Source organism: Mycobacterium sp. TY815 (assembly GCF_030755135.1).
Classification (GTDB): domain Bacteria; phylum Actinomycetota; class Actinomycetes; order Mycobacteriales; family Mycobacteriaceae; genus Mycobacterium.
The window spans coordinates 2,632,709-2,645,627 of sequence record NZ_JAUFRX010000001.1 but is presented as its reverse complement, the minus strand read 5'-3'; the positions used below and the strand labels follow the sequence as shown (position 1 = coordinate 2,645,627).

The window sequence follows — 12,919 nt, the reverse complement described above, 5'->3', positions numbered from 1 at the left end:
GCTACTTCAGGCAACTTCCCGCGTCCACCGGCAGGGTGACGCCGGTGATGTAACGCGCCTCGTCGGAGGCCAGGAACAGCACCGCGTTGCTGATGTCCTCGGCGTTGACCCACGGGATCGGCAGGGTGTGGAAGCTCTGGCAGATCGGCGCCAGGTCATCGGGTCCCGGATTTTCCAGATCGGGCCGGAAAAGCCGGAACGTGGGCTCGTTGATCAGCAATGGTGTGTTCACATGGGTGGGATGCACCGAATTGACCCGGATGTTGCGCGGACCGAGCTCCGCCGCGAACGACCGCATCAGCCCGACCACGCCGTGCTTGGCCGCCACGTAATGGCCGGTGTGCGCGTAAGACTTCAGGCCGGCCACCGAGCTGGTCAGCACGATCGAACCGCCGCCGCCGGAAAGCAGATGGGGCACAGCGGCTTTCACCGATTTCCACACTCCGGTCAGGTTGACGTCGATCATCTCCTGCCAGAGTTCCTCATCCATCCGGTCCAACCGGACACCGCCAGTGCCGATTCCGGCGTTGGCGACGACGATGTCGAGGCGGCCGAGTTGCTCGACGCCGCTGTCGACGACGGCCTTGAGCGCGTCGTAGTCACGGACGTCGACCTCGGCGGTGACCACGCGGCGGTCGAAACCCTTGACCAGATCGGCCGTTTCGGCGAGATCTTCCGGCGTCGAGGCGGGTGCCGGGGAGTTGTCGAACGGTCGGCAGACATCGACGGCGATGATGTCGGCGCCTTCCTGGGCCAACCGCACCGCGTGGCTGCGACCCTGGCCCCGCGCCGCGCCGGTGACGAATGCGACCTTGCCTGCTACTCGGCCGGGCATCGGCATCCTCCTGATTGAGTAACATGGTTACTCCCGGTACAGTAACCACGTTACTGGGTTGAGGCAAGACTCGAAGTAAGGGTGGATGTGGTTAGCGCCGAGGTCATGACCGACGAGTCCGATCCGATCCTGGATGTGGTCGTCGAGATCCTCGAGACCGAGGGCTATGACGCCGTCCAACTGCGTGAAGTCGCCAAGCGGGCGCGCACCTCGTTGACCACCATCTACAAGCGTTTTCCCACCAGGGACACGTTGATCCTGGCCGCCTTGCAGCGATGGATGGACGAGAACCGGTATGCCGGTCTGGCCTCACAGACACCGGAGCCCGGCGAATCGGTCTACGACGGTCTGATGCGGGTGTTCCGGACCATTTTCGAGCCCTGGGAGCGTCACCCGGACATGTTGCGTGCGTACTTCCGGGCGCGGTCGGCTCCCGGAGGTCAGGAGTTGGTCAGCCACGGCCTGGACGCCGTGATACCCGCGGCGATGGCCGTGCTTACCGGCGCCGAACCCGACCTGGTCGAGGAGCTGCCGCCGATCGTGTCCAACCTCGCCTACGGCTTGGTCGCACGGTTCGCTGCCGGCGAGATCCCGATCACCGACATCTTGCCGACGCTGGACCGCGCCCTGTTCCGGCTGACCGCTAGCGCGGCGAGAGGATGATCACCGGAATCTCGCGCTCGGTCCATCGCTGGTACTTCTCGAAATCCGCATAGAGTTCGACGAGCCGGGGCCACAACGCGGCGCGCTCGTCGGTGGAGGCGACCCGTGCCGAAACCTCAAGATTGCGTTGGCCTTTCACGTGAATCCGGGTATCGGGGGCGGCGACGAGGTTGAAGTACCATTGCGGATTCTTGGGATGGCCGCCCTGTGAGGCGACGATGACGTAATTGGCCCCGTCGCGCAGGTAGAGCAGGGGAGTGGTGAACGACTTTCCCGATTTGCGGCCACGATGTTCGAGCAGCAATGTCGGCACCGGCTTGTCGAATCCGGCGCCGATGCGCCACTTGTTGCCGATGCGGCCATTGGTCAGCTTGAAGATCGCGACGTGCGCCTTCGACGCGTACTTGATGATCTTCGTTGTGGCGGGGGAGGCCAGCCCGTCGGGCTTCTCCTCGGGCAGCGAGAACTTCGGCATCCGCTTTTAACCTCTCTCAGGACGCCTTGGCGTACCGGCGGACCAGTTGACCGTCCCGGAAGGTGTCCGAGTGCTGTTGGCCGTTCTTGTCGCGACCGAAGAAGGTCCAGCGCGTAGAGCCGGCTTGCGGCGTGCTGATCATCCTGACTTCGTACGGGCGATGGTCGGGAGCCGCCGTGCCAATGGTGTCACCTACCCGGATCTCCGACGGATGAATCTCGGGTGCATCGCACCAATTGTCTGTGGCCATGTGACCATCCTCCCCTATGTCGCGGGCAACCGTTACCAATCAGCATTACGGCCGAAGGTTCTGCGGTGCTGCAGGTGGCGTACCGTCATGGCCGAGCCTTTTCGTTGTCAGCGATGGTGACCAGTAGCCAGCTACGGGCCGTTCCTCAGGGCAATGCGATTCCTCCGGCGTCCCGCAGCCGCGGGGCGGACGATGCCGAGCATGAAGGAAAAGCCCCGGTGAATCTCGTCAACCATTCGCTGGGGGTGCGACGCTAGTCCACCCCGATACGCCTCACCCTGGCGACTGAGCTCGGCAATGACATCGACGGAGCCTGGTGGCCCCGGACCGACCGGATCGGCGTCGAGTTGCCGGATCTCATTCTGGCGCTGCGTGCCCGGCTCGGCGAGATCACCAACATCGCGGTCAACTGGCCGCCACTGCAACGACCGCCCGATTTGAACTGGCAGGGCTGGCAGCACAAGCAGCAGCATGTGATGACGGTGACGGGTGCCGACGCGCTGGCCAACGTCCTGATCGTGCCCTACTCCACCAATGGCACGCTCGCGTTGATGATGTTGCGCCGGGCTGCCGACCTGCCCGTCGCCAGCGCTCATCGCGACACGGTGCCGTTTCAGACCGCGGGCTCGATCCTCTATGCGGCGCGCCAGCAACGCGCCACAACCTGACTACCCGGCCGGTGCCAGTCGCGACCAGCGGCTGCGTTCCAGCTCGGTCAGCTCATTGGACGTGATCGCACCGAACTCGGCGGCATCGCGAGTGAAGTGCCGTGCCGCGTCGGCGCGTGCATCGGGGCCCTCGAGCCGGAAGCAGCTCGGCGCCAGCGGGCCGAACAGCAGCGCGCGGCGCAGTTGCGGCCAGCGATCCGGCTCCGGCTCCACGCCGGCCGCGCGGGCGAACGTCAGCGCAACACGGTCCATGCGTGCCTTCTGGCTGCCGCGACTCGCTTCAATAGACCTCCGCTGGTCGGATTCGGCCGGAGCAGAGATCGCACCGCCCCAGGTGTACGCAATCCAGCGGGCCTGAAGCTCCAACGGCACAAAGTAGCCGCCTGACTGATCCCACAGCCCGACGAAAGCCAACCCAGGCAGATCGGGGTGGAAGGTATGGCGGTCGGAATCGAAATGCGTTGCACCGACGTTCAGCAGTGCCCGGGTGCGCGCGTCGAGGAGCGGCAGGCTCAGCTGATATCCGGTGCCGAACACGAGTGCGTCGAACTGCCCATCGTGTCCGTCGGAGAACGTCACCCGCGAGCCATGGACGGATTTCATCCACGGCCGCAACGTGATTCGGCCCTCGGCGACCAGCGGCAGGAATCCGTCGTTCAGGGTGACACCAGCGGTGGCCAGCGACGGATGCGGTGCCGGAGCCCCGAAGTCCGCAGGGTTTCCGCCCGCTCCGACCACGAACTGCTTGAGCTGGCAGTCGAATTCTGTTGCCGGGAGCGATTCGCCGGCCAGAGCGTGGTAACGAGTGAACATCCGGTGGTCCGACGGCACGTCGCCCACGAACTTCGGCAGTACGTAGCGTTGCCGCCGCTGCGTGACCGTCACGTGTGCGCCGCTCTGGGCGAGGTCGGTGGCAACATCGAGGGCACTGATCGCACCGCCGGCCACCAGCACGCGCCAGCCCCGGTACGGTGCCGGCCCACGGTAGTGATACGTGGACGTCGCGCCGAGTATGCCGGAAAATGACTGCAGGCCAGTGATATTCGGGATCGCGGGGGTATGGAACCGGCCGGGTGCCAGCACGACGCGCTCGAACTTTTCACGGGTGCCGGAGTGGCTGAGCAGCCACGCGTTGCCGGTGCGCCGGAGCAGATCGACACGGGTGCCCAGGCGGATGCGCGGGGTGATGCCGAACATGTCGGCGTAGCGGCACAGGTAGGCCAGGATGTCGCGGTTCGACGGATAGGGCGTGGCTACTTCGGGTGGGAGGTCACTGAAAGCCGTGAGGAGCCGGCTGCTGTTGGTATGCATCGCGGGCCACACGCCGCTGCTGCCTTCAAGGCCTGCCCATTGCCCACCAAGCGTCGGCGCCTGTTCGAAGAGCGCCACCTCAAACCCGTGCGCCAGCAGCCAGCGCGCCGCGACGAGCCCGCCGGGCCCGGCTCCGATCACTGCCACGCTGTCAGGCATCGTGCCACCTTCGCACGAAGTGCCCTCGGATCGCCGCTTCCGCCGAGATTGCCGCCACGGTCGTCACTATGGCGAAGACGCGACCACTACCGCAATTTCGATGCCAGCCCTAGCGGAAGCGCCCCAGCACCCGGCGCACCAGGCCCTCGGACTCGCCGGTCGGAGGCTGTCGGTTGACGTACGGCCACGGTTGATTGCGCTCCGGCACTGCCGAGGCCCGGGCCTGCTTGAGTTGCATCCGCAGGTGCTGCCGCAGGTCGTGCAACTCGGGGTCGGTCCAACGGTTCTGTGCCTCAACGGGATCGACGGTCAGGTCGTAGAGCTCCCACTGGTCGTCGATCGGGTCGGTGCGGTAGGCCTCGCCGCCGATCCCGTTGGCGGCCAGGTGACGCACGCCGGGCTCGGTCCAGTTGGCCGGATCGTCGAAGGTGCGCACCAGTTTCCACAGATGCCCCGAGCCGCCGTCCTCAACCGCCACCCGCACGACCAGGCCCTCGAAGTTGGAGGCCACGTGCGCGGGAAGCTTAATCCGAAGTGGCGCAGGAGGGTTCACGTCACGGCCCAGTTGCCGGGACAGCGCCGACGCGCCGGTGTCGCCTTCGAGCACATTGTCGCGGGTCATCAGGTAGACGGCGCGGTCCTCGTCGGCGGGAGCACCGTCCACCACCGGCATCAGGTCCCGGCCGGGCAACGGGTGCACCTCGGAGAATGACTCGGCAAGTTGGGCCGCCACGGCGTCGACGTCGACGCCGGCCGCGCCGAGCAGCGTCGGCACCAGGTCGACGTGGGACGTCGGTGCCGCAACGGTGCGCGCCGCAGTCGCATCCGCGCCGATGCGGGCGATCACGAACGGCACCCGGGTGGCCTCGTCGTACAGGTTGAACCACTTCTGGTGCAGGCCGCCGTGCGCTCCGAGCAGGTCACCGTGGTCGGAGGTACGCACCAGCACCGCGTTCTCCGAGCCGCCCTCGGTGACCGCGCGGCGCACCCGGTCGATCGGCGTGTCCACCTCGGCGTGCAGGCGGTAGTACAGGTCGCGATAGCGCTGCAAGTTGCGCTTGTAGGTGCGGCTGATCGCCGGCGACGGACCGTACCCGGAGTAATAGGCCTCGCGGAAGGCGATCTGCGCGGCCGGCTTGGTGGACAGATCCTCATCCGCGGTGGGTGGCGGTGGCACCTGCGGTGGGTCCAGCGGAGATGGCTGGATCGGGCTGCGCCGCACCCAGGCCGGGAACAACACGATGTCGTGCGGGTTGACGAAGCTGGCCACCAGCAGGAAGGGCCGCAGCGCATCCGCGTCGCCGGCACGGCGCCGGGCATACCGGTCTTCGAGCCAGGCGACGACCCGGTCGGCGATCAGCGGGTCGCGGCGGTAGCCGCTGTTGGCGTTGCCCGCACCGTGCGGTTCGGGGCCCACCCAGCCGGAGAAGCCGTACGCATCCAGTCGGTCGGCGTCGAGGTAGCGCTGTACCGCGGCCTGGTCGACGACGCCGTCGTCGTCGTTGGTGGCCAGTGATCCGCCGGTCGCCGGGTCCTCGAGGTCGGCGTGGGAGATGTGCCACTTGCCGTCGTAGTGGGTGTCATAGCCCGCGGCGCGGAACCAGTTGCCCAGCGTCGGCACCTCGCCCGGGCGCAGCCAGCGCAGTCGCGAGTCGTCGAAGCGCTTGCCGATGCCGTCGGTCTGCGTGACGCCGTGCAGGTCGGGATAGTGGCCGGTGAAGATCGTCGGACGGCTCGGCACGCAGGCCAGCGAGCCGGTGTAGTGCCGCGTGAAGTTCACGCCGTGCTCGTCGAACCAGCGACGACCGGTCAGCGTCTGCCGGCGCCAGGCCGACAGTTCGTCGGTCTCGTACGGCGGGGCCGCCCGTTCCTCGTCGGTCATCACGATGACGATGTCGGGGCGGTCAGACATGCGCGTTCTCCATTCGTTGTGCCAATCCGGCAAGCAGTGCATCGGACTGCTTGGCCAGCACCCGCAGCGCCACCCATTCAGCCATGCGGGCCGGCCGGTTCGTTCCCACCTCGACGGTGCTGATCAGGGCGACTGCGGTCTGGGCGCCCACCGGTCGCAGCGTCCAGCGGTTGGCCACCCTGCGTAGCCGCGCCGGCAGGCCTTCGATGTCGTAGGCGAGCGTCGCGGGCGGGTCGAACTCGGTGATGCGCTCGACCAGGGTGTTGGGGCCTACCTGTACCCGGCGGGTGGTGCCCAGCGGCCCTCCGTCGGGACCGTGATTGAGGATGCAGGAGTGGTCGATGCCGTCCGCCCAGAAACTCAGCGCGCCGAAGTCGGCGAGGACATCCCAGATAGCCTGCGGCTGCGCCGCGATGGTCCGACTGCGGCTGATATCTCCCACGCCCGCCATCCAACACCATGGCGTCACGGTTGTCGGGGATTCGGAATCGAGCGCCATTCGGGCGGTGGGACCCGGCGAGCCGCACCGAGTGCCCGCTAGCTGCGTTTTCTCCTGCGTGAAGGTGCCCCGGGGGAGGTCTGGTTTTCCCAGGACGGCCGCACTGTCGCTACGGTAATGGGCGATCACGACACCGACCGGCAGAAAAAGGCGGCAGAGCACGCAATGTATGACCAAGCCAATTACGACGCGACGGATCCCGCCGACGTCGGCTCACGCATCGATCCGGTCCTGGCCCGGAGCTGGCTGTTGGTCAACGGCACGCATGCCGACCGGTTCCAGGCTGCGTCGCACTCCCGCGCCGACATCGTGGTGTTCGACATCGAGGACGCGGTGGCGCCCAAGGACAAGGTCAGTGCCCGCGACAATGTGGTCCGGTGGCTGGGCGACGACCGCAACGACTGGGTCCGGGTGAATGGTTTCGGCACTCCCTGGTGGGCGGACGACCTCGCGAAACTCGCCGATACGCCGGTGGGCGGGGTGATGCTGGCGATGGTCGAATCGGTGGATCACGTCACCGAGACCGCCAAGCGCCTGCCGAATGTGCCGATCGTGGCGCTGGTGGAAACCGCCCGTGGGCTCGAGCGCATTACCGAGATCGCAGCGGCCAAGGGCACCTTCCGGCTCGCCTTCGGCATTGGCGACTTCCGGCGTGACACCGGCTTCGGCGAAGAACCGGCCACCCTGGCCTACGCGCGCTCCCGGTTCACCATTGCGGCCAAGGCGGCGGGGCTGCCCAGTGCGATCGACGGCCCCACCATCGGCTCCAACCCGCTGAAGCTGATCGAGGCGACCGCGGTCTCCGTCGAGTTCGGCATGACCGGAAAGATCTGCCTGTCACCGGACCAGTGTGCCGTGGTGAACGAGGGTCTGTCCCCGTCTCAGGATGAAATCGGTTGGGCCAAGGAGTTTTTCGCCGAGTTCGAGCGTGACGGGGGAGAGATCCGCAATGGATCGGACCTGCCCCGCATCGCCCGCGCCACCAAGATCCTCGATCTGGCCAGGTCCTACGGCATCGTGGCATCGGAGTTCGAGGACGAACAGGTGCACTCGCCGGCGCCCTCGGACACCTATCACTACTGATCGGCCGTGCCCGCAGTTCGCATCGACCGGGTCTACGCTGACGTCACACCGCGGGACGGACAGCGTGTCCTCGTCGATCGGCTCTGGCCGCGCGGCATCCGCAAGGACGACCCGCGGGTGGGCATCTGGCGCAAGGACGTTGCGCCGTCCAGCGAACTGCGGCAGTGGTACAACCACCAGCCGGAACGGTTCGACGAGTTCGCGGCCCGCTACGAGGCCGAGCTGGCCGGCAACGCGGCGCTGGCAGATCTGCGCGAACTGGCCCGGCGGGGCACGGTCACACTGGTGACCGCGAGCCGGGACCTGCAGGGCAGTGATGCCGCCGTCCTGGCCAAGCTCCTCGAGACCCGCTGACTCCCGTGAGACGATCAGCGCATGCAACTCGGATTGCATGCGCTGGGAATCGGGTCCGGCGCTGACCGCAGGGTGATCGACGCCGTCGCCGCCGCGGCGGAACGCCACGGGTTCGCCACCCTCTGGGCGGGCGAGCACGTCGTGATGGTGGACGATGCCACGTCCCGCTACCCGTACTCCGACAGCGGTGTGATCGCAGTTCCCGCAGAAGCTGACTGGCTGGACCCTTTGATCGCCCTGAGCTTTGCCGCGGCCGCGTCCAGCCGGATCCGGCTGGCGACCGGCGTGTTGTTGCTCCCCGAGCACAACCCGGTGATCGTGGCCAAGCAGGCGGCCAGCCTGGACAGGCTCAGCGGCGGGCGGCTGACGCTCGGTATCGGCGTCGGATGGTCCCGGGAGGAGTTCGAAGCACTCGGGGTTCCGTTCGAGCGGCGCGCGGCGCGCACCGCCGAGTACGTCGCCGCCATGCGCACCCTGTGGCGCGAGGACATCGCGTCGTTCGACGGGCAGTTCGCCGCCTTCGACTCGATCAGGGTGAACCCCAAACCCGTTGCGAAGCAGGGTATCCCCGTCGTGGTCGGGGGTAACAGCGAGGCCGCGCTGCGTCGTGTCGCTGCCTGGGGCGACGGTTGGTACGGGTTCAACCTCGACAGCCTCGACGAGGTGCGCGACCGCATCGGGCGGCTCAAGAGGCTGGTCGGCGAATTCGGACGCGACCCGGCCGGCTTGCGGCTGGCGGTCGCCCTGGCGGCACCCCGGGTTGACGATGTCGGCGCCCTGGCCGAGCTGGGTGTCGACGAGCTGGTACTGGTCGAGTCACCACCGGGCAGCGCCGACGCCGTGCCCGACTGGATTTCGGATTTGGCGGCCGAATGGAAATCCGCGCTATGAACAGACCGGGACCCTGCGTGAGGCTCAGTAGTCGTATTCGGCCAGCGGTGTCTCGGGGGTGCGCGGCGAGCCGTCCAGCGACATGGCCGCCGGCACCATCTCGCTGGTGACCAGTCCGTGGCGGGCCGTCACATCGTCGATGACGGTGAAGCTGCGGGCGATCGCATCGGGGGTGTCGACCACAATCGTCATCAGCGGCACCTTGCGGGTGATCTGAAAAAGCTTGTCTCCGTGCGGTTTATGGTTTCCGTGGAAACCCCAGGTGCCGCGTAGCACCGTGGCGCCCCGGGCCGTCCGGGAGCGCATCAGCTGCTGCACGATCGCCCGATGGATGGGCTGGCCCTCGTCGCTGTCGCCGTCGGCGGTGTGCACCATCAGCTTCTGCCACAACGTGCGTCCCTGGCTGTCGGTAGGCGGTAGCTCCTGTGGCCGGGCGAACAATTCGCCGTCGCGTTTACACAGCCGCACCCGCTCGATCGTCAGCAATGGGTTCGGCAACACGGAGGCAAGTTCGGCGGCCGCGGCCGAGACTTGCGGGGGCAGCCCGATGCCGATGATCATCTGCGGCACATTGACGTTGCGGCCGAAGAACCTGGCCCGCTGCCGCTGACCGTATGCGGTGCCGTCGACGCCGAGAAGGACTGTGGCGCCAGCGAATCCGTGACTGTAGAGCAGGTCGCAGACGGCCAGGTGGGCCGGCTTGCCGGCGACGCGTACCTGTCGGCCCACGTAGATGGTGAGCTTGGCGGCGTCTCCGGTGCGGCTGTCGATTTCACTGAGTGCGTCGGTTCCGCTGTCGCGGGTGATGAGGCGGGCGCGTTCCAGGGTGACCAGCCCGTGGCCCGTCATGGCGGTGACGTCGTCCACCAGGCCCCGGATCTTGGATTCGACGTCGACGGCGACGATGGTCACCGGTGGATCCTCGGACAGGCTCAACGACACGTCACTGTGGAGGCCGCCGGTGGGTCCGAAACTCGCGACCCCACGCATCATCACGCTGGTTGCCAGGCCGCGAGCGCCGAACAGGTCCAGCATTTCGTCGGCCAGGAAGCGCCGTGGTTTGCCGACGGCACGCTGGCGCTCGCCGAAGTACGCGGTCAGCTTGAGGCACTTCTCGCTCATATCAACCCCGCGATCGATTGTCCCAGCAGCACCGCGCCCAGTCCGAGCAGCACACTGACGGCGATGTTGGCGAACGCCGCCAGCATCTGACGTTCCTCGCTGAGGCGCTGGGTTTCCAGCATCCAGGTGGAGAACGTGGTGTAGGCGCCGACGAACGCGGTTCCGATCAGCAGGGACACGTCCTTGGGCAGGGCCAGGCTGCTGAGGAACCCGAGCAGGGCGGCACCGGTGATGTTGACGGTCAGGGTGCCGTAGGGGAACGGGCGGCTCACGCGACGGGCCACCGTGCGATCCACCAGAAACCGTGTCACCGAGCCGATACCGCCGATGAGCATGACGCCCAGCCAGACCAGGACCGTCGTCATCGGATGCGCACCCGGCGTACCAGGGCGGTGGCCAGGTATACCGCCACCAGTCCCATTGCGATGCTGACGACGGTGTAGGTGGCAGCCAGCGCCCAGTGACCGTGCTCGATCATCCTGATGGTTTCGACCTGCATGGTGGAGAAAGTGGTTAAGCCGCCACATAATCCGGTTCCGAGCAGCGGGCGCCGATAGCTCGACAAGGGCAGCCGTTCCAGCAGTCTTGTGGTGAAGTACCCCACCAGGAACGCGCCGACGATGTTGACGACGAACGTCGGCCACGGCCAGCGCGCCGGATCGGGGACGGCCAGGGTGGCCAGGGCGGCCCGGGCCAGCGAGCCGAGCGCACCGCCGGCGAAGATGGCCGCCAACTCGCGATAGTCAGGCCGTGCCACGGGCTGTTTCCTTCCGGTCTGCCAACTGTGCGCCTACGCAGCCTAAAGCGTGTCGCGGGTTACGGGCAGAATTGTTGACCATGGCCAACCCGCGAGCCGGTCAGCCGGCCCAGCCCGAAGACCTCGTCGATCTGCCTCACCTGGTGACGGCGTACTACACGATTACCCCCGATCCCGACGACGTCGCCCAACAGGTGGTGTTCGGGACCTCGGGTCATCGGGGTTCGGCATTGAATGGTGCGTTCAACGAGGCGCACATCCTGGCCACCACTCAGGCGATCGTCGAGTACCGCGCGGCGCAGGGGACCACCGGCCCGTTGTTCATCGGCCGCGACACCCATGGTCTCTCCGAGCCGGCCTGGGTCTCGGCGCTGGAGGTACTGGCAGCCAATGATGTTGTGGCGGTGATTGATTCCCGGGACCGCTATACCCCGACGCCGGCCATCAGCCATGCCATCCTGACCTACAACCGGGGCCGGACCGAGGGCCTGGCCGACGGGATCGTCGTGACTCCCTCACACAACCCGCCGGCCGATGGCGGATTCAAGTACAACCCGCCCAACGGCGGACCCGCCGACAGTGCCGCGACAGGTCTGATTGCCAAGCGCGCCAACGAGATTCTGCGAGACTTGTCATTGGTGCGGCGGGTGCCGCTGTCTCGTGCGTTGGCGGCGGTGCAGCGGCACGACTATCTGAGCGCCTACGTCGATGATCTGGTCAATGTGGTCGACATCGACGCGATTCGTGGGGCGGGGGTGCGCATCGGCGCGGATCCGCTCGGCGGCGCCAGCGTGGACTACTGGGCCGAGATCGCCTCGAGGCATCGTCTGGATCTGACGGTGGTCAATCCGTTGGTGGACGCGACGTGGCGGTTCATGACGCTGGACCACGACGGCAAGATCCGGATGGACTGCAGCTCGCCGGACGCAATGGCGTCTCTGATTGCCAACCGGGACCGATACCAGATCGCCACCGGCAATGACGCGGACTCCGACCGGCACGGCATCGTCACACCCGACGGTGGGCTGCTGAACCCGAACCACTATCTGGCCGTGGCGATCGACTACCTGTACACGCACCGGCCGTCGTGGCCGGCCGGGGTGGGCGTGGGCAAGACGGCGGTCAGTTCGTCGATCATCGACCGCGTGGTGGCGGGCATCGGCCGCGAGCTGGTGGAGGTGCCGGTCGGATTCAAGTGGTTCGTCGACGGGCTGATCGGCGGGACCATCGGGTTCGGCGGTGAGGAGTCGGCGGGGGCCTCGTTCCTGCGCCGTGACGGCTCAGTGTGGACCACCGACAAGGACGGGATCATCCTGGCCCTGCTGGCCTCGGAGATCCTCGCGGTGACCGGGCTGACGCCGTCGCAGCGGTATGCCCAGCTGACCGCCAAGTACGGCGCGCCGGTGTATGCGCGGGTGGACGCGCCCGCCGACCGTGAGCAGAAGGCCCGGCTCGGGCGGTTGTCGGCCTCGGAGGTGACCGCCACGGAGCTGGCGGGGGAGCCGATCGTGGCGAAGCTGACGGCCGCGCCGGGCAATGGTGCGCCGCTGGGCGGGCTCAAAGTGACCACAGCGAACGCCTGGTTCGCCGCCCGGCCGTCGGGCACTGAGGACGTCTACAAGATCTACGCCGAGTCGTTCCTGGGGCCGGAGCATCTGGCGGAGGTGCAGGCGGTGGCGCGGGAGTTGGTCAATTCCGTGATCGGGTAGGCGGCGTGGCATCACATGCGTCACACCAGTACCTCCGGGGAAGTGCAGGCTCATCGGCGAACGCGATATCACCGGTGATATCGCGCCATGCTCACCAGCGGTTTTGAACGCGTGTGGCCGGTGGTGTAGCTTCGATGAGCACGAGGGGCTATGGCGCAGCTGGTAGCGCACCACACTGGCAGTGTGGGGGTCAGGGGTTCGAGTCCCCTTAGCTCCACCCATTTGCGCAGC

At 67.1% G+C, this 12,919-nt stretch carries 15 protein-coding genes and 1 tRNA gene; 7 read left to right on the top strand and 9 right to left on the bottom strand.

Annotation, left to right across the window (positions count from 1 at the left end; translation table 11 throughout):
* Window position 1: 1 nt before the first annotated feature.
* A complete protein-coding gene (locus QXK92_RS11255; RefSeq protein ID WP_306241701.1) occupies window positions 2-835 on the bottom strand; it encodes a mycofactocin-coupled SDR family oxidoreductase in 834 nt (277 codons plus the stop codon).
* A gap of 105 nt (window positions 836-940) precedes the next feature.
* Here QXK92_RS11255 and QXK92_RS11250 point away from each other — a divergent pair, with 105 nt between their 5' ends.
* Window positions 941-1,498: a TetR family transcriptional regulator gene (locus tag QXK92_RS11250; protein ID WP_306241700.1), complete on the top strand. Its 558-nt coding sequence runs from the start codon at window positions 941-943 to the stop codon at window positions 1,496-1,498.
* Here the strand turns inward: QXK92_RS11250 and QXK92_RS11245 are convergent.
* Entirely contained in the window at window positions 1,479-1,973 is a 495-nt protein-coding gene (locus QXK92_RS11245) for a nitroreductase family deazaflavin-dependent oxidoreductase (protein ID WP_306241699.1), read from the bottom strand. The genes QXK92_RS11250 and QXK92_RS11245 overlap by 20 nt on opposite strands.
* A 16-nt stretch (window positions 1,974-1,989) precedes the next feature.
* Entirely contained in the window at window positions 1,990-2,223 is a 234-nt protein-coding gene (locus QXK92_RS11240; RefSeq protein WP_306241698.1) for a hypothetical protein, read from the bottom strand.
* 278 nt (window positions 2,224-2,501) lie between these two features.
* On the opposite strand from QXK92_RS11240, the gene QXK92_RS11235 reads away from it, so the two are divergent.
* Window positions 2,502-2,891 carry a DUF5994 family protein gene (locus QXK92_RS11235; protein ID WP_371934549.1) on the top strand — a complete coding sequence of 130 codons (390 nt, stop codon included), beginning with the start codon at window positions 2,502-2,504 and terminating at the stop codon, window positions 2,889-2,891.
* On the opposite strand, the gene QXK92_RS11230 is transcribed toward QXK92_RS11235, so the two are convergent.
* The 3 genes from QXK92_RS11230 to QXK92_RS11220 all read right to left on the bottom strand — a co-directional run bounded on the left by QXK92_RS11230 (window position 2,892) and on the right by QXK92_RS11220 (window position 6,724).
* On the bottom strand, window positions 2,892-4,361 hold the full coding sequence (locus tag QXK92_RS11230) for an NAD(P)/FAD-dependent oxidoreductase (protein WP_306241697.1): 1,470 nt from the start codon (window positions 4,359-4,361) through the stop codon (window positions 2,892-2,894). It abuts the gene before it with no gap.
* A gap of 109 nt (window positions 4,362-4,470) precedes the next feature.
* Window positions 4,471-6,273 carry a sulfatase-like hydrolase/transferase gene (locus tag QXK92_RS11225; protein ID WP_306241696.1) on the bottom strand — a complete coding sequence of 601 codons (1,803 nt, stop codon included), beginning with the start codon at window positions 6,271-6,273 and terminating at the stop codon, window positions 4,471-4,473.
* Window positions 6,266-6,724, bottom strand: a complete 459-nt coding sequence (locus QXK92_RS11220; protein ID WP_306241695.1) for an SRPBCC family protein — start codon at window positions 6,722-6,724, stop codon at window positions 6,266-6,268. The genes QXK92_RS11225 and QXK92_RS11220 overlap by 8 nt, the downstream gene beginning before the upstream one ends.
* A 213-nt stretch (window positions 6,725-6,937) precedes the next feature.
* On the opposite strand from QXK92_RS11220, the gene QXK92_RS11215 reads away from it, so the two are divergent.
* From QXK92_RS11215 to QXK92_RS11205, 3 genes are read left to right on the top strand one after another with little or no spacing between them, the layout of a single operon-like run.
* Complete coding sequence (locus tag QXK92_RS11215) at window positions 6,938-7,855, top strand: CoA ester lyase (RefSeq protein ID WP_306244338.1); 918 nt, start codon at window positions 6,938-6,940, stop codon at window positions 7,853-7,855.
* A 6-nt stretch (window positions 7,856-7,861) separates the two neighbouring features.
* Window positions 7,862-8,209: a DUF488 domain-containing protein gene (locus QXK92_RS11210; RefSeq protein ID WP_306241694.1), complete on the top strand. Its 348-nt coding sequence runs from the start codon at window positions 7,862-7,864 to the stop codon at window positions 8,207-8,209.
* A 21-nt stretch (window positions 8,210-8,230) separates the two neighbouring features.
* A complete protein-coding gene (locus QXK92_RS11205) occupies window positions 8,231-9,100 on the top strand; it encodes an LLM class F420-dependent oxidoreductase (protein ID WP_306241693.1) in 870 nt (289 codons plus the stop codon).
* A gap of 24 nt (window positions 9,101-9,124) precedes the next feature.
* On the opposite strand, the gene QXK92_RS11200 is transcribed toward QXK92_RS11205, so the two are convergent.
* The 3 genes from QXK92_RS11200 to crcB (QXK92_RS11190) are packed head-to-tail and all read right to left on the bottom strand — an operon-like array spanning window position 9,125 to window position 10,979.
* Window positions 9,125-10,222 carry a DUF190 domain-containing protein gene (locus QXK92_RS11200; RefSeq protein ID WP_306241692.1) on the bottom strand — a complete coding sequence of 366 codons (1,098 nt, stop codon included), beginning with the start codon at window positions 10,220-10,222 and terminating at the stop codon, window positions 9,125-9,127.
* Entirely contained in the window at window positions 10,219-10,587 is a 369-nt protein-coding gene (crcB, locus tag QXK92_RS11195; RefSeq protein WP_306241691.1) for a fluoride efflux transporter CrcB, read from the bottom strand. Before crcB (QXK92_RS11195) ends, QXK92_RS11200 begins: the two co-directional genes overlap by 4 nt.
* Complete coding sequence (gene crcB / locus QXK92_RS11190) at window positions 10,584-10,979, bottom strand: fluoride efflux transporter CrcB (RefSeq protein WP_306241690.1); 396 nt, start codon at window positions 10,977-10,979, stop codon at window positions 10,584-10,586. The genes crcB (QXK92_RS11195) and crcB (QXK92_RS11190) overlap by 4 nt, the downstream gene beginning before the upstream one ends.
* Window positions 10,980-11,059: 80 nt before the next feature.
* Here crcB (QXK92_RS11190) and pgm point away from each other — a divergent pair, with 80 nt between their 5' ends.
* Entirely contained in the window at window positions 11,060-12,688 is a 1,629-nt protein-coding gene (pgm, locus tag QXK92_RS11185) for a phosphoglucomutase (alpha-D-glucose-1,6-bisphosphate-dependent) (RefSeq protein WP_306241689.1), read from the top strand.
* 144 nt (window positions 12,689-12,832) lie between these two features.
* Window positions 12,833-12,905 (top strand) — tRNA-Ala (locus tag QXK92_RS11180).
* Window positions 12,906-12,919 lie beyond the last annotated feature (14 nt).